The sequence below is a fragment of the Variovorax sp. 10N412 genome (genome assembly GCF_056394985.1).
In genome coordinates, this window is the sequence record NZ_JBFTIO010000018.1 from 38530 (window position 1) to 62120 (window position 23591).

10 protein-coding genes are annotated in these 23591 nt (G+C 66.8%); 2 read left to right on the forward strand and 8 right to left on the reverse strand.

Features of this window, described 5'->3' with window-relative positions; translation table 11 throughout:
* Nucleotides 1-9381 carry a two-partner secretion domain-containing protein gene (locus AC1DJH_RS28160; RefSeq protein ID WP_478187935.1) on the reverse strand — a complete coding sequence of 3127 codons (9381 nt, stop codon included), beginning with the start codon at nucleotides 9379-9381 and terminating at the stop codon, nucleotides 1-3.
* 195 nt (nucleotides 9382-9576) lie between these two features.
* On the reverse strand, nucleotides 9577-9837 hold the full coding sequence (locus tag AC1DJH_RS28165) for a hypothetical protein (protein ID WP_478187936.1): 261 nt from the start codon (nucleotides 9835-9837) through the stop codon (nucleotides 9577-9579).
* 138 nt (nucleotides 9838-9975) lie between these two features.
* Here AC1DJH_RS28165 and AC1DJH_RS28170 point away from each other — a divergent pair, with 138 nt between their 5' ends.
* Nucleotides 9976-10212 carry a hypothetical protein gene (locus AC1DJH_RS28170; RefSeq protein WP_478187937.1) on the forward strand — a complete coding sequence of 79 codons (237 nt, stop codon included), beginning with the start codon at nucleotides 9976-9978 and terminating at the stop codon, nucleotides 10210-10212.
* Here the strand turns inward: AC1DJH_RS28170 and AC1DJH_RS28175 are convergent.
* Entirely contained in the window at nucleotides 10193-12736 is a 2544-nt protein-coding gene (locus tag AC1DJH_RS28175; RefSeq protein WP_478187938.1) for an excinuclease ABC subunit UvrA, read from the reverse strand. The two genes, AC1DJH_RS28170 and AC1DJH_RS28175, sit on opposite strands and share 20 nt — an antisense overlap.
* Before the next feature lie 143 nt (nucleotides 12737-12879).
* Here AC1DJH_RS28175 and AC1DJH_RS28180 point away from each other — a divergent pair, with 143 nt between their 5' ends.
* Nucleotides 12880-13086 (forward strand): hypothetical protein, encoded by a 207-nt coding sequence (locus AC1DJH_RS28180; RefSeq protein WP_472124776.1) that lies wholly within the window; start codon nucleotides 12880-12882, stop codon nucleotides 13084-13086.
* A 42-nt stretch (nucleotides 13087-13128) separates the two neighbouring features.
* On the opposite strand, the gene AC1DJH_RS28185 is transcribed toward AC1DJH_RS28180, so the two are convergent.
* From AC1DJH_RS28185 to AC1DJH_RS28205, 5 genes are all read right to left on the reverse strand, one after another.
* A complete protein-coding gene (locus tag AC1DJH_RS28185) occupies nucleotides 13129-13452 on the reverse strand; it encodes a cell envelope biogenesis protein TolA (protein ID WP_472124780.1) in 324 nt (107 codons plus the stop codon).
* A 98-nt stretch (nucleotides 13453-13550) separates the two neighbouring features.
* Nucleotides 13551-18725 carry a malto-oligosyltrehalose synthase gene (locus AC1DJH_RS28190; RefSeq protein WP_478187939.1) on the reverse strand — a complete coding sequence of 1725 codons (5175 nt, stop codon included), beginning with the start codon at nucleotides 18723-18725 and terminating at the stop codon, nucleotides 13551-13553.
* Nucleotide 18726: 1 nt separating this feature from the next.
* Nucleotides 18727-20580, reverse strand: a complete 1854-nt coding sequence (gene treZ, locus AC1DJH_RS28195; protein ID WP_478187983.1) for a malto-oligosyltrehalose trehalohydrolase — start codon at nucleotides 20578-20580, stop codon at nucleotides 18727-18729.
* Nucleotides 20581-20582: 2 nt separating this feature from the next.
* On the reverse strand, nucleotides 20583-22745 hold the full coding sequence (glgX, locus tag AC1DJH_RS28200; RefSeq protein WP_478187940.1) for a glycogen debranching protein GlgX: 2163 nt from the start codon (nucleotides 22743-22745) through the stop codon (nucleotides 20583-20585).
* Nucleotides 22746-22801: 56 nt separating this feature from the next.
* Nucleotides 22802-23581, reverse strand: a complete 780-nt coding sequence (locus AC1DJH_RS28205; protein ID WP_478187941.1) for a mechanosensitive ion channel family protein — start codon at nucleotides 23579-23581, stop codon at nucleotides 22802-22804.
* Nucleotides 23582-23591 lie beyond the last annotated feature (10 nt).

The window sequence follows — 23591 nt, forward strand, 5'->3', positions numbered from 1 at the left end:
TTATTTAAATTTTATTTCCGCAGGATTTCCCCGAATATTTGCGGGATTTCCTTTGATATCAATAGTCCACTTTGCACCAGTACTCGTCGTAGAGTTGGAAAAATCGCGCATTGTAATTGTTGCCCCCGCATATGGGCCTTCCGTGATTTTTACCGAATAAATCGTTTTGCCTTGAGCAAGGGCACCGGCTGACGGGGTTGGCATGGCGTTGATGCCGGCAAGCTGTCTGAAATAGCCGGCCACTTCTGCATCCGTGGCGCCAACAAATACAGGAGCTCCTCTGCTGGTGGCGGGGTCGGTCGTGAGCGTTCTTCCTCCCAACCTCAGCGTCATGTTTGTAGTCGCTATAGATCGATCATTGAACTGCTTCGCCATCTCCTCTAAACGAATCCGTTGTTGCTCCGCGATCACTGCGGGGCCGGCCGAATTCCCCGTGTTCGCCGCCAGTCCCAGCGTAGCTACTCGGATGGTGGCACCTAGTGCGAGTATTCCTGCCGACAACGCCCCTTGGGCAGAAGCGTTATTTCCAACCGCCCAACCCATCGCGATAACACTTAGGGGGCCTTCGCCGGGGTTTGCCGCAGTAGCATCCCCGACAATGCGGTTTCGCATCCAGTCGGCGACCTCCGTAAGGTCGCCGACTGTCATATTCGGGACCGCGCCAGCAACAAAGTTGGTCCTGTAAGCATCATAAATTTGGGCAGCAGTGTACTTGCCGTTCGAGTTCTCAGATTGCGCTTTGGCCCAAGTCCAAATATCGTTATCGGTCGGTAGGAAGCTTGCCGCCGCGGCCGCATAGTTGTTGCGCACACCTTGACAGTAAATTGTCGAAACTCCTGCGCACCCTTCGAGCGCCAAGTTCGTGGCATTGTCTTTCGCAAGCAAGCTGGCTAATTGTTCACGTTGCTGGGTGGTACAAGACGTCGCTCCTGCACTGCAGGCAGCCGTGAGTTCTCGAAGAGTAATCGCATCCGGGTGATTTAAGAAGTTATTCGCTGCCGCATTGCTCCCGGCTTGACTGCCAAGATTGATTTGCGCGGCATCGCCTCCAACAATGGCCACGGCAAGGCCGGCAATCATGGCCGCGAACTGCGTCGTATCGACTTGGCGGCCGTATGTTTCTGCAGCAAGCTCGCCAATGGCGGAGCCCAAGGCGCCCGCTCCGCACCCGGCCGCGTTGTCGGCTCGCGCAGCCCCAACCATGCACCCAGCAATCGCGTGCGCAACCTTATTGGTGAAACCGCTAAGGATTTCTTTTTTCGTCCAGTCCCCGATTTCATTGGCAGCTTGCGCGGCAACTGTGTCGAAGATGGCGTTCTTCAGGCTGTCTTTCAGGTTCTGCTCGAAGCTGCCGCCATTGATGGCCGTACCGATTACCGCGCGAGCCGCGCCAGCTTGTAGGTTCTGCCCGAGCTGAGTGAAAAACTCTTGGCTACCTCCACCGGCCGTGGGCAAGCCAGTCGGATTCAAATTCAGCCCACCCAGCACACCGCCAGTAGCGATGGCCGTCAACAGGTTCTTGACGCCCGCACTGCTCCCCAAGTCGTGCAACGTCCTTCCGATGTCGCCCTGGTTGTTGATCAGAGATACGGACGCCTGAGCTGCGAGGGCCGAAATGCCCGCTGTCACCGCGCCACCGACCACGCTGGAAACGGTTACCCCGCCTGCCGCGATGAATCCTCCCTCACCCAAAACGGCCACACCGCCGCCAGTCGCCGTCGTTGCCGCCGCTTCGCCTGCTGCGCCACCAATGCCTGAAGCCGCCCCTGCAGTGAAGTACGCGACAACGATAGTCACCACTGCAGCGGCCTCTGGTGTTAGTCCCTGCTGGCGGTAGTCCCAGCTCTTGTGCGCTTCTTCGACCTTGACCCAGTCGATCTTGCCGCTGAGCTTGGGATCGTTCTGCAGTTGGTTGACCCAGGCCATGCCAGGCTGCTGGCCCAGAGCCTCGACGCTGTCCTTGGCATTCATGCCCACCTGCACGTGATTCGCGTCCACTGCCAGCTGCCCGACGTTGAACTGGTTGTAGTTCAGCTTCTGGTCCGTGGTGCCCTTGTCGGTGGTCTTCACCCAGGCCACGTCACCACCCTGGCTGGTGTTTCGTACGCTGGTCTCGGTGCTCTGTTGAAGCAGATTGACCTGATCGCCCTTGAGCGTCAGCGTGCCAGGTGTGTTGACCGTGGTGCCCGCAATATTCAACGTTCCACCTGCACTGCCGGGGGCGCCAATGGCGGAAATGCTGACGTTCGCGCCGTTGAACGTGGTGTTCCTCAGTGACGTGGCCGAACTCTCCATCCTGTCGGTCAGCTTGGCATTGATGCCCTTGCCGAAAGAATGGAAGCCGATGGCGTTGAAGCTGCCGCCCTTGCTCGATTCAGTGGCATTGACTTCAAGCCGGTTCTCCGCCGCCGCGATGTTGACATCGGTGCCTTCGATCCTGATGTCCTTGGCCGCATCGACTTGCACGCCGCGCATATTGATTACGCCGCCTTCGATCAGCACGCCACCTTTTTCGCTGCTGATACTGGTCGGCGCGGCCACGTCGGTCTTGATCTCGAGCGTGTTCCCGTTCGATTTGTTCTGACTGAGAATTTGGTCTCGGATCGGCCCGGTGGTTTTCTTGTCGAACCCAGAGCTGACCCTGGCGGTGTTGCGCGCCTCGAAGATGTTCACGCTGTTGCCGCCATGCAGCGCAACACCGTCACGCCCGGCGATGCGAGCGCCCTCGATGTTCAGGTTGTTCCCCGCATCCATGGCAACGATTCCCCCCGTGAAGCTGCTGCCGATGCTGGTGCTGGACTGCGACTCCCCTGTAAACGTGGTGGTGGTGGACCTGAAGGCCCCCTTTTTGTTGGACTGGCCGGCTCCCATCGTGGCCTTGGCATCGACACCCGAGGTGATGTTGATGTCTCTCGCTGCCGTAAGGCTCAGCAGTCCGTTGCCGGCATCCACGGTAGCGGCCCGCGTATTGATGTCGCCGCCCTTGGCATTGAGCAAGACGGTACCGTTGCCAGCGATGGTGCTGCCAGTTTCCCTGCTGGCAGCGTCGCCGTAGTAAGTGTTGGCGTTGAAAATCGACAGCCGGCTGCTGGATTCGGTGACGGTGCCCAGGTTGATGTCCTTGCCCGCAGTGACAGAAGTGAAACTGCCCGGCCCCTTGTTCGACAGGATGCCGCCGATCACATTGATGTCATTGCCCGCGCTGGCGATCAGCGTTCCGCCGGGATTGGTGACATAGACGCCCGCCACCCGGTCGATGTTGGTCTTGTTGGCGAGCCAGCCTGCCTGCGTGTTGGTGGTGGTCTCGATGTTGATGTCGCGCCCGGCCTTCAACGACACCGAGTTGGCACCAGTGATGTTGCCGCCGATGTTGTTGATGTCGTTTCTTGCGTCCAACGCAACCGTGCCACCCGCAATACGGCCGCCGAGGTTGTTGATGTTGTCGGCACTGATGTCGACCAACGTGCGTCCTGCAATGGTGCCGCTGTTGATCAGGTCCCCCGCGCCGGGCGCTCCCTTGATGATCATCCGGTCGGCCGAGAGCACACTGCCAGATCCGGTGATGTCACCGGGCTGTACGCGCACGTAGACCTGCGGCACCAAGACCTGCTGGGTCGTGCCGTCGGGCAGCGTCACGGTCTGCTCGACCAGCCAGACAATGTCGCTGGTGAGTTGAGCCATTTGCGCCGGCGTGAGCGCGATGCCTGGCCTCAGCCCGTATTCCTTCGCGAAGGTCGCGCCGGAACTCATCAGTGCCCCGTACTGCTGTTCGTCGCTGGAGTAGCCGTCGAGATAGCGATAGCCCGTGAGCTGCGCGACCTGCTCGCGGATGAGCTTTTGCTCGTAGAAACCATCGCCCAGACGCTTGAGGATGTTGTTCGGATCCAGGCCCAGACTGCTCAGCAGGTAGTCGCTGCTGAGCCATGTGCGGTAGTTGGCAAAGCGCGGATCGGTCTCGATCAGGTAGCCGCCAGGGCCGGCGCGAACACCGAAAAGGCTGGTGGTGGGGATCGCGGTGTTGGGCAGGCTGGTGCGTACCACCAGCGCGATGGTGGTGGTACCTCCAGTGCCAGCGGCGCCGTTTGCGGCGCCCGCGCCATTGGCTGTAGTTCCACCGGTATTGATGACACCACCGACTGCCGACGGCACCTCAATGATGGCGCGTGCACGCGTGCCCGCCGTCACCGCCCCAGCAGCGCCAGCCCGGTCGCTGACCGCGACGCCTTGCGCCGCTCCGATGTTCGTGCCGGCAGGCCCTGCGTCGGCACAGGTGTTGATGCAGCTCGCGCCCACATCGATGGTGTAGACCGATTTCTGCTCAGGGATGAAGCCGGGAACGAGGTTGTTCCCCTTCTCCGGTGGAACGTAGATCTCCAGGCCACCGACAGTTACGACACGTTGCCCTTGCGTCGGCGTGTTGTCGATGTTGGCCGGGTCGATGGTGAACGTGCCGCCCGCCATCACCTGGCTGTCGCGGTTGTGCAACTTGCCGTCGATGGTCATGTTGCCGCCCGAGTAGATGCGACCCGGGTCGGGCGCATTCGCCGGCTGGTCTACCTCGGTGCTGGTCGTGTATTGGCGCTCGATCCAGCCCTTGCCAGTGAGCACCTGACCATCGACGACGGTTGACCACACGCGACCGCCGCGGTCCAACACAAACTGCTCGATAGGCAGTTCAACGCCACCCAACGGGGTGATGGTGCTCTTACCGCTGACGGTGCCGCTGCTGGTGCGAACGACCGCGAAGTGGTTGTCGAAGTTGTTGATCTGGCCCATCGCGATGGACATGTTCCCCAACGACTCGATGTTGGCGCTCAGGTTGTTGAGCGTGCCGCCCTTACCGACCGCATAACGATTCGCATCGAGGCCGCCACCAATGAACATATCGCCTGCGCTGAAAAGCAGCGCGTGCTCGCGGTTGTTGATGTTGCCAGCACCAACATCAAGCGAGTCGCGCGCAGCGATGGTGCCGGCACGGGCGACGCCATTGACGGTCTCCGAATCGTTGTTGAGCGTGCCAACGGCAATGGAGATCGCGTCGCCGTAGATGCGGCCGGCTCCAAGGTTGTTGACCGTGCCGCCGTTGATCTGCGTGTTGTGCCCGTCGATCAATCCGCGGTTGGTCAGCGTGTTGGCGGCGCTGACCACCGTGGTGTCGCCCGTCATTTCCCCGTTGACGGTGTTCTCCACGTCGTTGCCGCTGGCACTGACCGTGCCGCCCGCCAGCAGCTTGCCATTGTTGGTCAGCCTGCCAGTGGTCGCGTAGGTCAGATTTGCGCCTGCCTTGACCTCGACGTTGTTCGTCACGTCTTGCGCCAGCGCGATGCTCAAGTCATTGACACCGATGGTCGTGCCGTCGCCGCTGAAGCCCTTGGCGTCGATCTCCAGCTTCCCGAAAGCCGCGACCTGTTTGCCATCGGTACCGACTGCGGCAGCCGTGCCTGCGACCAGCGTCCCAGCTGTGTTCACGACGCTGAGCGTCTTGGCCGCAGGATTGGCGTGATTGGGATCGGCAATGCTCAGCGTGTTGCCAGCGGAGACCAGGCCGTTCGTGTTGGTCAGGGTGCCGCCACTGGCTATGGTGGCGTTGACATCGGCGCGAATCGCTCCGGATGCATTGTTCAGATCGCCAACGCCGATGGCGATGTTCTTGCCCTCGATGCCCTGATCGGTGCCCAGCGTGTTCGTGTTGGCGATAGCACCGGCATTCAGTGTCGTCTTTGCAATCGAGCGGATAAGGCCACCGTTGTTGGTGATGCCGCCGGCATTAATGCCGAGATCACCCACAGCCTGCGTTTGCCCCCCAGTGTTGTTGTAGGCCCCGCCGTTGGTATCGATCGCAACGGTGGACTGACCGAGCACCACGCCACCGCCCGTGTTCGAGAAGGCCTGGGTGCTGGCAGTCAGCGCATTCTTCGAGCCAATGAAACCGGCTGCATTGCTGACCGTCCCGGCCTTCACATCGAGCGTGTCCGCGCTCGTGATGCCGCCTTGCTTGGTGCTGTAGCCAGCCGCATTGGTGTTGCTCAGCGCCTTGCCATTCGTATCGACGGTCAACGCGCCGCCCGACTGGATCAGACTGGCGTCGTTCGTGAGAGCGCCAGAATTGATGGCGACCGTCGTGGTCGCGGCGAGCGTGCTGTTTGCGCTGTTGTTCAGCGCATTGCCATGCGTATCCACGGACAGGCTGTCACCGAAGGCCTTGCCACCCACGCTGCTGAAGCCGCCGTTGGACAGCGTGGTCTTGCCCCCTGCTTGCAGGGTGCCGCCGTCGTTTGTTGTGGTGCCCTTTGTCGTGACGCTCAGATTGCCGTTGACCGCTGCTGCGGTGCCGCTGCTGTTGTCGAGCGTTCCGTCCGACGCCAGGGTGGTGTTGCCATTGGCGGCCAGCGTGCCGCCGACGTTCGTCGCGGTTCCGCCAACGGTGGCATTCAGATCGCCGACCGCCGTCACGCTGCCGGCGTTGTTGTTGAGGCTGCCTGCGGTGACGGTGGTACTGCCGCCCGCCCCGATCACGCCCTTGCTGCTGTTGTCGAGCAAGCCGCCGACATTCAGGCCGAGATTGGAGGTTTCAGCAGCACGGACGGTGCCACCTTGGTTCGTCAAGCTGCCGGCGGCAATGGTCGTGTTGCCATTGCTGGCGATGGTGCCCGCCTTGCTGTTGTCCAGCGCACCGGCCACGGTGATGCGCGTGGCATCGGCGCCGGTCTGAACGACCTGACCGCCGCGATTGCTCAAGGAGCCTGCATCGACGGTGATCTGCTTGGCGCTGGTCGAACCTCCGTCCTGGTTGAAGGCACTCGACATGGCAACCGCCAATGCGCCATTCGTCGTGATCTGGCCGTTGGCACCGTTGTAGCTGCCAGCTGCAATGGTCAGGGTGCCAGCACCGGCATGCTCGATCTTGCCGTTCGCGCTACTGATGGTTCCGGCGCGCAGGCTCAGGTCCAGGCCATTGCTGGCGATGCGCGAGCCATCGTTGTTGAAGGTACCGCTGGCCGTGATGGTGGATGCACCCGCACCGGTCTGCACGATCTCGCCGGCATTCGTGTTGGCGAGGTTCGAGACATTGATCTGCAGCAGGCCCGCATTGAGCTTGCCGGCGTCATTGGTCAGCGTCTGGCCAGCCTGGGCGTTGGCCGTGATGCTCAGGGTGCCGGGCGTGACGACCGTGGCTTTGCTGGTAACTACATCGCCTTGTGTGGCTGTGACAGCGATGTTGGCGGCACTGGTCTGGCTTGCCGAGAGATCGACGCTCGCGCCTTTCAGTGTGGCGTTGCCGGCCGCGAGGTTGGTGCCGTGGGCGACCAGCGCACCTGTGGATGTAACACGCAGATCGCCTGCGCTGCCGAGCTTGCCGTCGGTCTGGATTCCGGCGCCGAGCACGCTGGTGCTGCCGCCTTGCAGGCTGCCAGCCGTGATCGTGATGTCGCGCCCGGCTGTGGCGCTGCCGTCGGTGACCATTGCGCCGCCGATGGTGACGTTCAGATCGTTCCCCCCGCGCAGGCTGCCGCTGTTGGCGAGCGAGCCGGCCTGGACACCCAGGTCCGTTGCCGCGCTGATCGAACCGCCGGTGCCGTTCACCAGTTGGTTGGTCACTGCGACCTGCACGCCGGCCTGCGCCGACTGAATGCTGCCCTTCGTGTTCTCCATAGAGCTCGCAACTAGCGTCAGCCCTTGGTTGGAAGCCAGGGTGCCGCCACTGTTGGTGATCGCACCGCCGACGCCGGCCGTCAATGAGCCGGTTGCAGAGACGGTGCCGCGCGTGTTGTCAGCCTTGCCCCCGACCGTGAGGTTGGCATCGGCAGCGCTCGTCAGCATGCCATCGACGTTGATCAGATCGCCGCTGGTGGCAATGCTCAGGCTGCCCGCGTTCAGCTTGCCACCGCTGTTGTCCAGCCGGCCCACGTTGGCACTGAAGCTGTTGCTGACGTTGAGGGTACCGCCCGCATTGCTGAAGTTCGGTCCTGTGACCGCCATCGTCGCCACGTTCAACGTGCCGCCTGCGTTGTTGATCTGCGGCGTGCTGAGCGTGATGGGGCCGCCTGCATAAATGCGGCCACTGTCGTTCGACAGGGTGCCGCCTGCAGTGATGGCGCCAGGCGCCGGCGGGGTGTACGTGGCTGGCGTGGAAGCGCTGCCTGAGCCGCCGCTGTCGCCGCTTGTGGCCGATGGCGTCGTCGTCCCGCTGCCGCCGGGTTGAGTCGTGCCTCCAGTGCTCGCAGTACCGCCGCTGCTCGTGCCGGTACTGCCTGTGCCAGCACTCGCAGGTTCCGCGCCGATCACGCCACCATTGGTGTTGCTCAAGACCGGTGAAGTGATGGTGAGGCCGGCCGTGCTGGTCTGGCGAATCGTGCCGCCGCGGTTATCGATGTCGCCCGGGGTGCTCAATTCGACGCGCTGGCCTTCCAGCGTGCCGATGTTCTCGAGACGGCCGGCTGCCGTGACGACGAGCCCGCCCGCGCCGGCTCCGATGTTGCCGGCGTTGCGCACACCCAAGCCCGCTTCGGTGCCGATCAGGCTGATCTTGTTCGCATACATGCCCCCCAACGCCGCCACGTCCAGCGCATACGTCGGCACGGCACCGGTCCCCGCGACAGGCGTGACCTGCCCCGAATCCGCCGACACTTGGTTCGCCCCCGCCACGACCTTCAGTTCGCTCGCCCAGATGCCCGCGTTCACCCGCACCGCGCGCGCCAAAATGGCCGCGTAGTCCGTCTTGCTGACGTCGAGCCCCGCGCCGTCGATGGTGATGGTGCCGCCACGCACCAGAAAGCTGTCGAGACCACCCATCGCATTGAACTGCGGCGTGCCCGTGGTCAGCGTTGCGCGGCTCGCGTTGATGAACCCGCCGCCGTCCACGCTGATGCCGGCCGGGTTCGCGATGATCACTTCAGCACGCTGGCCGCCGACCTCGATGTACCCGCGCAATTGGCTCGGCGAGCCGCCGTTCACTTCATTGACGATGATGCGGGCCGCACCGCCCGCCATGAACGGATTGCCCTGTATGAACCCGCCCAATTGCGTCTGGACATTGGCTCGGCTGTTGTTCAGGATCGCGCCGTTCGCGCCGACATTGAACTGGTTGTAGACGTTTCGCGAAACGCCTGCCGCGGAAGGCGTCTGCAGATTGATCAGTGGCACGCCGTTGGGTGCCACCAAGACGGTCGGGCGCAGGTTGCCCGGCACGTTGGGCGCGCCGACGATCTGGGCATGCACGGCACCTGCCATCAGCAACGCAGCGACAACGCCGAGCACCGCACCACCGCTTGCGCCAGTGGACTTGCTCGCTCCCTTGCCCGTGCTCCTGGCGGTCTCCTGAACCACCATGCGCATCCCCCTCGCCGCGTTGAAGACAACGCGGTGCAACTGCTTGTTCATGCCCGACACTCCCCGAATATTCTTTTGTGAATTCGCAACGCATCTGTGACAAGACGCGCATTTCGGGGGCGATTATGAAAGTCAGTTACAACTCAGCAAGGCATTTAGTCACGATATGTAAGGTTGTCGAAGAAATTCAGGCGTCGCTGTAAATCCTATGAATTACTTCAACGCCATTTGAGTTGCGTATTGACGTCAGTCCCCGCCCGTGCGGTCATGCACCCAACGCACGGCCTGCTGCTCCGCATGCCGCAGCGCCTCGGCCTCGGAGCCGTACGACGCGTTGTCTGTGTCGTTGGGCAATTGCGTGTCTTCGCCGTCGGGTGTGGGCGCGCGGCATACCACCACGGGCCGGTAGGTCTGGTCGTTCAACCGCTCCGCGCGGCACAGGAAGAGCCGCCCCTGGTAGCTGAATGTGATGAACCGTTCTTCGATGGCGGGGGTTTGCGTTTCCATGGCGCGCGTCCTTGTTTCTATGAAGCCGACCATCAATCTGCGCCGCGCCTGTACGCCACTGTGTGAGAGACGGCCCACGCCGGGCGTCGGCAATGAAGCACCCGGCCCGGCCCTTGCGGTGGACTACGGTCTTCAACCATGGAAGACCTGCTCTCGCTGATTCAATGGCCGGCCTTTGCCGCTTCGGTTGTCGCCGCATGGCTTGTCGCGTCGCGCGACAAGTCGAAGCGCAACGTCGGTTTCTGGGTCTTCCTGCTGAGCAACGTGCTCTGGGTGGCGTGGGGCCTGCACACCAGCGCGTGGGCACTGATTGCGTTGCAGGTGTGCTTGGCAGGGCTGAACATCCGCGGCCTGTTCAAGACCGAGGACGATTGAGTGGCACCCACTCGCGCAGATAAGGTCCGGTGCGCCCGCCCGATGCAGCCACCTGCGCTGGCGACCCCGCAGCCACGATGCGCCCGCCCTCGCCCCCCGCTCCCGGCCCCATGTCGATCACCCAGTCGCATGCGGCGACCCAGCGCATGTCGTGCTCCACCACGATGACGGTGTTGCCCGCGTCCACCAGCCCGTTCAGTTGCACCATGAGCTTGTCCATGTCGGCCGGATGCAGCCCCGTGGTGGGCTCGTCGAGCACATAGAGGGTGTCGCCGCGTTGCGCGCGCTGCAGCTCTGTGGCGAGCTTGATGCGCTGCGCCTCGCCGCCCGACAGCTCCGTGGCGGGCTGGCCCAGCCGCAGGTAACCCAGGCCGATGGCGCGCAGCAGGCGCAACGGCCGCTCGATGGCGGTATCGGCCTCGAAGAAGGCATGCGCCTCGTCCACCGTCATGCCCAGCACGTCGGCAATGGTCTTGCCGCGCAGCGTCACCTTCAGCGTCTGCGGATTGAAACGTGAGCCGTGGCAGGTGGGGCACGGCGCGTACACGCTCGGCATGAACAGCAGCTCCACACTGACGAAGCCCTCGCCCTCGCAGGCCGGGCAACGCCCCTTGGCCACGTTGAACGAAAAGCGCCCGGCGTCGTAGTGCCGCGTGCGCGCGGCCTTGGTCTGCGCGAACAGTTTGCGCACCGCGTCGAACAGCCCCGTGTAGGTTGCAAGGTTCGAGCGCGGCGTGCGGCCGATGGGCTTCTGGTCCACGCGCACCAGCCGGCGAATGCGCTCCATGCCCTGCACGATGCGCCCGGCCGTGCGCTGCGCCACCACCGGCGCGGCCTGGGCCTCGCCGTCGGGCTCGTCCGCCGCGGGCGGCTCGTGGCCCAGGTGCGCGGACACCAACTCCACCAGCGCCTGCGTCACCAGGCTGGACTTGCCCGAACCCGACACGCCCGTGACCGCCGTCAGCACGCCCAGCGGAAATTTGGCGGCCAGGCCGTTCAGGTTGTTGCGCGTGACAGCGGCCAACTCGAGCCAGCCGGTGGGCGTGCGGTTCGCCGTTGGGCGCGGCGCGGGTTCGCCGAAAAGATAGTGCGCCGTGTGCGAGCCTTGCACGCCGCGCAACCCTTCGGGCGGCCCGCTGTACAGCACCACGCCGCCCTTCTCGCCCGCCTCCGGCCCCACGTCCACCAGCCAATCGGCGCGACGCATCAGCGACAGGTCGTGCTCCACCACGAAGAGCGAATTGCCCGCGCGCTTGAGCATGTCGAGCGCGGAGACCAGCGCTTCGCTGTCGGCCGGATGCAGCCCCGCCGAAGGCTCGTCGAGCACGTACACCACGCCGAACAGGTTGGAGCGGATCTGCGTGGCCAGGCGCAGCCGCTGCAGCTCGCCCGGGGACAGCGTGGGCGTGCGCCGGTCGAGCGACAGGTAGCCCAGCCCCAGGCCCAGCAGCGTGCCCACCCGCTCCAGCAGGTCATGCGCAAGGCGCTGCGCGGCAATGCGCTTTTCTTGCGCCTGCCCCTTCAGCTGACCCGCCGCCAGGGGCGCCAGCACGCGCGACAGTTCGCCCAGCGGCATCTGCGCCATCTCGCCGATGTCGTGGCCGGCCACGCGCACCGACAGCGCCTCTTTCTTCAGCCGCTTGCCCTTGCACGACGGGCACAGCGCTCCGACCATGAAGCGCGACACCCGGTTCTTCATGAGCGCGCTCTGCGTGGTGGCGAAGGTGTGCAGCACGTACTTGCGCGCGCCGGTGAAGGTGCCCTGGTAGCTCGGCTCCATCTTGCTGCGCAGCGCGGCGCGGGTTTCCGCGGGCGTGAAGCCGGCATACACCGGCACCGTCGGCTGCTCGTCGGTGAACAGGATCCAGTCGCGGGTTTTCTTCGGCAGTTCGCGCCAGGGCTTGTCGACGTCGTGCCCCAGCGTGACCAGGATGTCGCGCAGGTTCTGCCCGTGCCATGCAGGCGGCCACGCGGCCACGGCGCGCTCGCGGATGCTGAGCGAGTCGTCGGGCACCATGGTCTGCTCGGTCACCTCGAAGACCCGGCCCAGCCCGTGGCACACCGGGCAGGCGCCTTGCACGGTGTTGGGCGAAAAGTCTTCCGCGTACAGCATGGCCTGGCGCGCGGGGTAGTCGCCCGCCCTCGAATACAGCATGCGCAGCAGGTTCGACAGCGTGGTCACGCTGCCCACCGAAGAGCGCGCGCTCGGCGTGCCGCGCTGCTGCTGCAGCGCCACGGCCGGCGGCAGGCCCTCGATGCTGTCGAACTCGGGAACGCCCGCCTGGTCGATCAGCCGGCGTGCATACGGCGCGACCGATTCGAGGTAACGGCGCTGCGCCTCGGCGTACAGCGTGCCGAAAGCCAGTGAAGACTTGCCGGAGCCCGAGATGCCGGTGAACACCACCAGCGCGTCGCGAGGGATGTCGACGTCCACGTTTTTCAGGTTGTGTTCGCGCGCGCCGCGCAGGCGCACGAAGCGTTCGGTGGAACGGTCGGTGGTGTGGTGAAGGTCGCTGGGGTCCATATGCGCCCCAGCGTAACGGGCGGCGCCTGAGTGCGGGTCGGCCCGCGGTACGGGCCCCTGTAGGAAGGCGGGCAGCTTGCCACGCTCATCGTCGCCGCGGGCCTACAGACACGGGCGGCAAAACGCGCCATGTTGATCACACCATGACACATCCCATCGAACTCACCATCCTGGAAAAGCTGCCGGGCGCATTTGTCTGGCAGTTGCTCGAAACCGACGACCGAGGCGAGCACCCGCACCTGCTAGGCGAAGCCTTCGACGCGGCGGACAGCTACGAGCTGGCACTGTCGGCGGGCCAGCGCGCGCTGAAGAGCGCAATTCGCGGCCGCGCCGTACCCAGCGCCGGCTGACGGCGGCTCGCGCCGCCGATCAGGCCGGCCGCGGGGGCCTGCTTACTTGGGCGTGCCGCCGGGCACGGGCTTCGGCTTGCCGGGACGACGCTCGTCGCGGGTCTCGGCGCGGCGTTCACCGGCGACCGCCGCACGGTCATTGCCGATGGCCCCGCCTTCGGGCGTCTTCGACTCGTCACCGCCCGGGGCCTTCACCAGGCCGGGGGTGCGGCGGTCCTTGCGGGCCTCGCCGGCCATGTCCGACTTGCCGGTGGCAACGCCCGGCGTGTTCGGCGGGACGGCCGCGCCGGGCGGGTTCGACTGGGCGTAGGCGCCCGTGGCGGCCATGAGGCCGGCAACCAACAGTGCAGGGACAATTTTCTTCATCGAAAGCTCCTGGGAAGGTAATGAAAAACGGACACCGAAGAATCCGTGCATGCCACTGCCGCCCACGTAGGAAATCGTCGCGTCAACACCGGCGCAATTCATGACGCGGCGCGCACCACGACGAAAGCGGCCCACGGCACATGACGCAATGCGTCTGACAACGCCAGGGCATCGGCCCCCACCGTGAAGCGCTCGCCGGTCAGCAGGTTCTCGAGCACCTCGCCTTCAAGCCATGCGGGCAGTTGCACCGTGGTGTCCTGCCAGGCATCGCCTTGCGGCAATGCCGGCAGCGCCGAGGCGTCGCCCTTGCACAGGCCGACAAAAAACCGCCCCGCCAGCACCACCAGCGCCTGCGATCCATGCTGCCGCACGAAGGCCACGACGTGCCGCGCCATCGGCCCGTCGGCCGTGAGGCCTTCGTAGCTGCCTTCGCGGAACAGCTCGGGCTGCGCGCGCCGCAGCGACAGCAGCCGCCAGATGAACCACAGCTTGGAGCGGCCGTCGTGCGGTGCAGCGGCCAGGGCCTGAATGCGCCCCGCCAGGCCGGCCCCCTCGGCTGCGTCGGCCATGCCGCGCAGCTCGTCGAGCTGCCGCTGCCGCAGCGCATAGTCCACCGGCCGGCGGTTGTCGGGGTCGACCAGGCTCAGTTCGATCAGCTCGCTGCCCTGGTACAGGTCGGGCACGCCGGGCGAGGCGTACTTCAGCAAGGTGAGCGTGAGCCCGTTCCACGCGCCGAACCACGACAGGCGGTCGGCCAGCCGCTGGATGTCCGACAGGCAGGCACCGGCTTCCAGGTTGGAGACGATGGCGCGCACATAGCCTTCGAGCGCGGCCTCGTACTCGGCGTCGGGCTGGGTCCACCGCGTGCGCAGCTTGGCCTCGCGCGCGGCCTTCTGCATGTACTGCCAGATGCGCTCGGCGTACGCGGGCGCGGTGGCCGAATCGAGCCCGCCCGGCGGCAGCGTGCCCAGCAGCGTCTGGTACAGCAGGTATTCGTCGGCACGCGAAGGCGCGTCGTCGGCCTCCAGCTTGCGGCGCGTGTCGCGGCACAGGCCGTGCCAGCGGGTCAGCGCCAGCACCCAGTCGTTGGGCATTTCGGACAGCACGTCGATGCGGTTGCGCACGTCTTCCGAGCGCTTGTTGTCATGCGTCGAGGTGGCCAGCATGGTGTGCGGCCAGCGCAGCGCGCGGTCGGTGCTCAGCGCATGGAACTCGGCCACCTCGATGCCGAAGCGGTCGGGCTCGCCGCCCACCTCGTTGAGCGAGCTCAGCGGAAAGTAGCGGTAGAAGGCCGTGTCTTCCACGCCCTTGGCCGTGACCGGCGCGCTGAACTGCTGGAAGCGCACCGCAAAGCGGCGCACGCGTTCGGCCAGCGCGCCCGAGGCGCCCTCCACCGCCTGGCCGCGCAGCACCTGGCGCAGAAAACCGAACACCGAGCGGTCGGCATCGCTGCTCTGGCGGCGGGCACCGGCAATGGCCTCGTCGATGAAGCGTTCGTCCTGCGCGGACGGCCCGTCGATGATGTAGGTGCGGTACACCGGCATGCAGGCCGCCACGTCGGCCAGCGCGCGGCGCAGCGCATTGAGCGTGTAGTCGCGGGTGGCGCGGTCGGCGCGCGCAATGCGCAGCAGCTCGCTCGAGAGCATGTTGAGCTCCGAGGACAGCGCATTGCGCATCACCTCGCGACGCCCGGTCTGCGAGAGCGCATGAAAGCTCTGCGTCTCGCCGGTGAAGCGGCGCCACGCATGGCCGATGGTTTCCTCGGCCGCGGTGTCCACCAGCACGCCGTTGGCCACGTTGGCAAAACGGTAGCCGGTGGTGCCGTGCACATGCCAGCCCACGGGCACTTCCTCGTCGTTGGCGGCGATCTTCTCGGCCACCACGTAGAGCGGGCGCGACGGGCGGCCCTGCGCGTCGTGGGCCGGCAGCACCAGGCCCGCGCGGCGCGCGTAGCCCTGCTGCAGCTTCTCGAAGTAGCGCGCGGGGTCGTACAAGCCGTCGGGGTGGTCGATGCGCAGGCCGTCCACCTTGCCGGCGGCCGCCAGGTCGAGCGCGAAGGACTGCGTGGCCTCGAACACGTCGTCGCGCTCCATGCGCACCGCCGCCAGGTCGTTGATGTCGAAGAAGCGCCGGTAGTTGATCTCGTCCGTCGCCACGCGCCAGTAGGCCAGCCGGTAGGCCTGCCCTTCGATGAGCGCATGCAGCGCATCGCGCGCGGCGGGCGTGGCCAGGTTCAGCTCGGCCACTGCCGCGCCCAGGGCACGCTGCACCGAGGGGTGCCGCTGCGCGAGCCGCGCAAGGCGGGCCTTCAGCAGCTCCTTGTCGCGCGCGCGTTCGGCGCGCTGCTCGGGGTCGACGGCATCGCGGCCCGGCAGGTGGCCGAACGCGGCGGCAATGCTGGCGAGCGCGGCGGCGTCGTCGGCCGACGCGTCCAGCTGCGCGAGCGCGCGCGCCATCACTGTCGGGTAGCGCTCGGGCGCCAGCGGAAAGCGGTGGTCGAAGTACCTGAGCGCCAAGCCGCCGAGCTCAGGCTCGAAGTGCAGCACCAGTTCGCCGCTGGCCAGCACCTCGCCGTAGTGGCCGCCCAGCACGGGCAGCAGCACCTTGCCGGTGAGCTCCACGTTCAGCGGCTGCCAGTCGATGTCGAAATGCTGCGCGTACAGCGAGGCCGGGCCGTTTTCCAGCACGTCCATCCACCATTCGTTGTCGGCGCCGAACACGCCCATGTGGTTGGGCACCATGTCCAGCAGCTGGCCCATGCCGTGCGCCTCCAGCGCCTGCACGAAGCGCTCGAAGCCTTCCTCGCCGCCCAGCTCGGGATTGATCTCTTCATGCGCCACCACGTCGTAGCCGTGCATGCTGCCCGCCCGCGCGCGCTGGATCGGCGAGCAGTACACGTGGCTCACGCCCAGCGCGGCCAGGTACGGCAGCACGCGAATGGCGTCGTCGAAACCGAAGTCCTTGTGGAACTGCAGCCGGTAGGTGGCGCGCGGCACGCAAGCCTGCAGGTCTTGCGGCGCGACGGCGCGGGTGCGCGAACGCAGGCTCGGGCGCACCGCGCGCAGCTGCGCGGCAATGCCCTGCATGCGCTCGCTCTCGGCCAGCGCGCGCAGCGGCAGCGGCAGCTTGCGCCGCCAGTTGGGCTGCTCGTTCACCGTGCCGGGCATGTTGGCCTGCTCCACGACGCCCGCTGCGTCTTCCAGCTGCACCATCATCAGCGCCGACGGCGCGGCTGCCAGGTAGGCATGCACGGCCTCCACCACGCGCGTGGGCGGCACTGCCTGCCCGGCCGCCTCGGCGATCTCGTCGCGGCTGAGCAGGCCGCCGCGCTCGGCCGCCAGCATCAGCTGGATGCGCTCCTGCGCGCGGTCGAGCAGCTGCTTGTCGAACACCCGCTCGTCGGGGAACAGGCCCAATTCAAGCCGCACGCGCAGGTCGTGGCCGGCCCACCAGCCGGCGAAGGTGGCCAGGTCGTGCGTGCTCACCGCGACCAGCGCGGCCGGCGGGTAGGCCTCGGGCGGCTTGAAGCCGCCTTCGTGGTGCTCGTGGTGCTGGCCGTCGAACTTCTCGAAGTACAGCAGGCGGTACGACAGCACGTCGGCCTTGGCCAGCGCCTCGCGCACGGCGTCTTCCACCGTGCCCAGGTCTTCGCCCACCACCATGCAGCGCTGGCGGTGGCTTTCGATGGCAACGATGGCCAGCATCTCGTCCAGCGGGTAGTACACGTACGCGCCGTCGTGCGCGCCGCGGCCCGGCGGAATCCAGAACAGGCGCATGAGCCCCATCACGTGGTCGATGCGCAAGGCGCCCGCGCCGCGCATGCCGGCGCGCAGGGTCTGGATGAAGTAGCGGTAGCCGTCGGCCCGCAGGCTGTCGGGCCGCAGCGGCGGCAGGCCCCAGTTCTGGCCGGCGGGGTTGAACTCGTCCGGCGGCGCGCCGATGGCCGCGCCGGGCGCGAGCACGGACTGCGCGGTCCAGGCGTCGGAGCCGGCGCGGTCCACCGACACCGCCAGGTCGACATACAGGCCGATGCCCATGCCCACCGCCTCGCAGCGCGCCGCCGCCTGCGCCAGCTGGCGCGCGGCCTGCCACTGCAGGAACTGGTGGAACTGCAGGCGCTGCGCATGCTGCACCGCAAACGCCGTCACCTCGGCCGAGTCGGGGTCGCGGTAGGCCTCGGGCCACACCGGCCAACCCCACATGCCGGGATCGGCCGCGAGAAAGTGCGCATGCAGGGTTTCGAACAGCGCATGCTGCCGCAGCGCCTCGCCGCCCTCGGCCACGAACGCCAGGAAGGCCAGGCCGTCTTCGTCGGGCTTGCCCAGCTCGGGCAGGTGCGCTTCACGGAAGTGCTCGAACAGCAGCGCCAGCACCTCGTGCTTGGCCGCGGCCACGGCCGGCAGGTCGACCAGCGGCTCGGCCCGCAAGGCCGCGAGCCGGGCCTGGAAGGCGGCGGAGCGCACCAGATGGCGCGCCGGCTCGCACTCCGCAAAGCCGTCGACCGCCTCCACGTCGATGTAGAGCACGTTCAACTGCTGGCGCGACGACGGGCTGTACGGGCTCGCATGCGCCGGGTTGGCCGCGAACAGCGCATGCAGCGGGTTGAGGCCGACGATGTCGGCGCCCAGCGCCGCCATGCGCGTGACAAGTTCGTCGAGGTCGCCGAAATCGCCGATGCCCCAGTTGCGCGGCGAGCGCAGGCTGTACAGCTGCACCGCCGGGCCCCACACGCGACCGCCGTCGCGCACCGCCGGCGGGCGGTAGCAGTGGCCCGGCGTGGCCAGCACCAGGGTTTCGCCGGGCAGGCCGTCGATGTGAAGGCGGTGATAGCCGGCCTCGAGCGCCAGCGTCATGGGCAGCACGCGTTCGCACAGCCACTCGCCGTCGCGCTCGGCACGCGCGGTTTCGTGCAGCGACGCGGCATCGGCCTCGCCTTGCTGCGTGCGGCCGGCTTCGTCGGTCAGTTGCCAGCGCAGCGTGCGCATGGCGTGCGGCACGCGCAGCGGCACCTGCCAGCCGGTGCTGCCCGCGGCCACCGCCGCCACCGGCGGCAATGCCTGCGCCCAGTGCGCGCGGTGCACGGTGTCGAGCGCGTGGTGCGCGTCGGCCGCGTTCTCGATGCGCACGCCAAACTCCGCCAGCAGCGCGAGCAGGCTCTGCGCCGTGGCCTCGCGACGGGTACCGAACGCATCGTTGTACGCGGTGGCAATGCCGAAATGCGCGCACAGCGACGCAAGCACGCCCGCCGCGTCGCGGCGGAAAGCCTCGTTCATGTCATTCACCGTGCGCGTCCTCCAGCGTGACAAGCACCGCGCCGTGGGCCAGCCGCAACGCGCCGCCCTCTTCCTGCACGCCGTGGCTGTAGACCACCGCGCCGGGTGAACCGGCAACCGCCGCCGCCGGCTGCGCGCCGAAATGCGCCAGCATGTGCAGCCGGCCCGAGCCCAGGTCCCAGTGCACGCGCAGGGTGTCGTTCTCGCAGAAGAACACGCCCGCGCCGGTCGAGCCGGCCAGGCGCGGCACGATCAGCCGGTGGCGCAGGGCCAGCAGCTGCTGCACTTCGTTGAACTGCTCGAAATGCATGCGCGCGCCCCGCTCGCGCCAGTTGAGCTTGGACGCGAGAAAGGTGGCCTCGGCGTTAGGGTCGGGAATGCGCGCACGCGCCGCCTCGTCCTTGAACGCGGCGAAGCCGCCGAACTCCGAGCGCCGCCCGTTGGACACCGCCTCGGCCAGCTCGGGCCCGAAGTCGCAGAAATACAGGAACGGCGTGGAAGCGGCGAACTCGTCGCCCATGAACAGCATCGGCACATGCGGCGACAGAAGCAGGCAGGCCATGGCCGCACGCACGCGCACCGGGTCGCCCAGCGCGTGGATGCGCTCGCCGAAGGCGCGGTTGCCGACCTGGTCGTGCGTCTGCAGGAACGACACGAAGGCCTGCGACGGCAGCCGCGTGCTGGGCTCGCCGCGCCGCTCGCCGTTGCGAAACGCCGAGGGCTGGCCCTGGTAGATGAAGCCTTCGGCCAGCGACAGCGCCAGCCGGCACACCGGGTCGTCGGCATAGTCGGCGTAGTAGCCGTCGCGCTCGCCGGTGGCCAGCACGTGCACCGCGTGGTGCAGGTCGTCGTTCCATTGCGCCGTGCCGGCCACGGGCAGGCCGTGGCCGTCGCGCGCGAGCATCGAGGCCTGGTTGGTGTCGTTCTCCAGCACCAGGTGCACGTGGCGCTCGCGGCCCGGGCCGGCCAGCACCGCCTCGCGGATCTCCTGCACGATGTGCGGATGCGAGCCGTCGCGGATGGCGTGAATCGCGTCCATGCGCAGCCCGTCGAAGCGGTATTCCTCGATCCAGTAGAGCGCGTTGTGCACGAAGAAGTCGCGCACCGTGCGCGCGCTCGGCCCGTCGAAGTTGATGGCCGCGCCCCAGGGCGTGCGGTGTTCGGGGTTGAAGAACTCGGGGCAGTAGCCGTGCAGGTAGTTGCCTTCGGGGCCGAAGTGGTTGTAGACCACGTCCACGAGCACCATCAGGCCCAGCCCGTGCGCCGCGTCGACCAACGCCTTGAGCTCGTCGGGCGTGCCGTAAGAGGCGTCGGGCGCGAACTGCAGCACGCCGTCGTAGCCCCAGTTGCGCTTGCCCGGAAAGTCCGCCAGCGGCATCAGCTCGACGGCGGTCACGCCCAGCTCGGCCAGTTCGCCGAGCCGCTCGCGCGCGGCGTTGAAGGTGCCTTCCGCGGTGAACGCGCCGATGTGCAGTTCGTACACCACCGCCTCTTCCCATGGACGTCCGCGCCAGGCGGTGTCGCGCCAGGTGTAGCGGCACGGGTCGATCACCACGCTCGGGCCGTGCACGTCCTCGGGGTTGAAGCGCGAGGCCGGGTCGGGCACGGCCGAGCCGTCGGGCATTTCGAAGCGGTAGCTGTCGCCATGCACCGCGCCGGGCAGGTCCAGCCGGTGCCAGCCGTCGGCGTCGCGCGCCATGGCATGCGCGGCGAAGTCGCCCTGGCCCACGGGCCGGTGCGACAGCCGCACGGCGTCCTGCGAAGGCGCCCACAGGGCGAAGGCCACGCCGCCGTCGTGCGCGGTGGCGCCGAAAGGCATGGCATGGGTGTGAAGGTGGTTGGAGGGGGTCGACATGGTCATGGCCGTACGTCCGGCCGACTCAGCACGACGAGCGAGCGGCATTGCAGGGGATAGGAAGCCTCGGCCCACGCAGGGGCGAGCGAGGCGGCGTCTTGGGTGGTGGGCGGCGGCGTGGTGCTGGCGGTGTCGACCAGCAGCCGCCACGCGCCGTGGGGCATCGGGGGCAGCGTGAAGGCGATCTCGTCGTGGTGCGCGTTCAGCAGCAGCAGGAAGTCGTCGTCATGCTGCGTCTCGCCGCGCGGCCCGCGGTCGGCAATGCCGCCGCCGGGGATGTACATGGCGATGCAGCGGGCGTTGGTGTCGCTCCAGTCTTCGGTGCGCATCTCTTCGCCGTCGGGCTTGAGCCAGTGCACGTCGGTCACGGTCTCTCCGGCGGCCGGCTTGCCCGCGAAGAAGGTGCGCCGCCGGAACGACGGGTGCGCGCGGCGCAGCGCCACCATGCGTTCGACGAAGGTGGTCAGCGCCAGCCGCTCGGGCGTGGCCGACCAGTCGAGCCAGCCGAGCTCGTTGTCCTGGCAGTAGACGTTGTTGTTGCCCTGCTGCGTGTGGCCGCGCTCGTCGCCCGCCAGCAGCATGGGCACGCCTTGGGACAGCAGCAGCGTGGCCAGCAGGTTGCGCTTCTGCCGCTCGCGCAGGGTCACCACCTCGGGGTCGTCGGTGGGGCCTTCGACGCCGCAGTTCCACGACACGTTGTGGCTGTTGCCGTCGCGGTTGTCCTCGCCGTTGGCCTCGTTGTGCTTGTCGTTGTAGGACACCAGGTCGTGCAAGGTGAAGCCGTCGTGCGCGGTGACGAAGTTGATGCTCGCGCTGGGCTGCTTGCCCGACCAGCCGTACAGGTCTTGCGAGCCGGTGACGCGCTTGGCCATTTCGCCGATGAGCCCGCCGTCGCCCTTCCAGAAGCCGCGCATGCCGTCGCGGTACTGGTCGTTCCACTCGGCCCAGCCCAGCGGAAAGTTGCCCACCTGGTAGCCGCCGTGCCCCAGGTCCCAGGGCTCGGCGATGAGCTTCACGCGGTTGAGCGTCGGGTCTTGCCGGATGGCGTCGAAGAAGCCGCCGAGGTTTTCCACCTTGCCGGCCTCGCGCGCCAGGGCCGAGGCCAGGTCGAAGCGAAAGCCGTCGACGTGCATTTCCTCGGCCCAGTAGCGCAGCGAGTCCATCACCAGCTGCAGCGCATGCGGGTGCTCCAGGTTCACGGTGTTGCCGCAGCCGGTGAAGTCGTCGTAGTAGCGGCGGTTCTCTGCGTTGGCGATGTAGTAGGAGGCGTTGTCCACCCCGCGCATCGACAGCGTGGGCCCGAGCTGGTTGCCCTCGCAGGTGTGGTTGTAGACCACGTCGAGAATGACCTCGATGCCCGCGGAGTGCAGCGTCTTCACCATGGTCTTGAACTCCTTCACCTTGCCGGAGGCGCTGTAGCGCATCTCGGGGGCGAAGTAGCCGAAGGTGTTGTAGCCCCAGTAGTTCTGCAGGCCCTTCTCGGCCAGGTGCCGGTCGTTCAGGAAGCTGTGCACCGGCAGCAGCTCCACGGTGGTCACGCCCAGGCGCTTGAGGTAGTCGACCACCGGCGCGCAGCCCAGGGCGGCGTAGGTGCCGCGCAGCTCGGGCGGCACGTCGGGGTGGTTCATGGTGAAGCCGCGCACATGCATCTCGTAGATGACCATGTCCTGCCGCGGCACCGAGGGGCGGCGGTCGTCGCCCCAGGTGAAGGCGGTTTCGAGCACGCGGCCCTTGGGCATCAGCGGGGCGCTGTCGCGCCGGTCGAAAGACAGGTCTTCGCGCTTGCTGCCCACGGTGTAGCCGTACAGCGCGTCGCCCCATCGCAACTGGCCCACCAGGTCTTTCGCGTACGGATCGAGCAGCAGCTTGTGCGCGTTGAAACGGTGGCCCTCCTCGGGGCGGTAGGGCCCGTGCACGCGGTAGCCGTAGGCCTGGCCGGGCCGTGCTTCGGGCAGGTAGCAGTGCCACACGCCGTCGGTGCGCTCGCGCAGCTCGATGCGCTGCAGCTCATGGCGCCCGCGCTCGTCGAACAGGCACAGCTCGACCTTCTGCGCATGCTGGGAAAAGAGCGCGAAGTTGACACCCTCCCCGTCCCAGGTGGCGCCGCGCGGATAAGGCTTGCCGGGCCAGATGGCCGTGATCGTCGGATTGGTTTTTCGTGTCATTCAGGGGCCGGGGGCAATCGAAGGCGGGGCAGGCATCAGGTCAATCAATCAATCAATCAGCGCGGCGGGCGGTCGTCGAAACGGGGCGGCGGGTTGGTAGTTCCCACCGGGCCTACCGGGCCTACGGGCGTCACCGGGGGCGTGCCTTTCAGCGTCTTGCCGTCCCTGATGACCTCGCGCGGCCACCAACGCTCAATCTGCGCCTTCGCCCAGTCCTTGCCGGCCAGGCCGAAGGCCAGAGCCAACGCAAAAACCACGCCCGCCAGGATCACCAGGAAGCTTTCGCGCACGATGTCGCCGCCCACCTTGATCTGGTCGAGCGCAATCAGGATCACGAAAGCCATCACCGCGTACTGCGCCATCTTGGCGAACAGCATCGCGTCCTGCATCTTCACGCCGCGGAAGTAGCTGCCCACCGCGTCGCCCACGAACTTGGCGAAATACGAGCCGAAGGCCAGCACCAGCAAGGCCACGGCCACGTTCGGCACGAACCACAAGATGCGCCCCAGCAGGTCGGCGATGTAGCTCAGTCCCATGCCGTTGAAGGCGATCAGCAGCGACGCCAGAATGACCAGCCAGTACGCCAGCACCCCGAACACGCTGCTGGTGTCGCCCCGCCAGCCCCCCTGGCGCAGGAAGTTGTCCAGCCCCGCGCGCTCGGTGAGCACGTTGAAGTTGATGGCGCGCAGCGCCTTGGTCACCGCGAACCGCACCGCCTTGGCGATGACCCAGCCCACGAACACCACCACCAGCGCGACCAGCAGGCGCGGGATGAATGCCCCCACCTGGTAGAGGATGGCGCGCAGCGGCTCCAGGTGAATGCCGAAGTTTTCCATGATGAGTCTT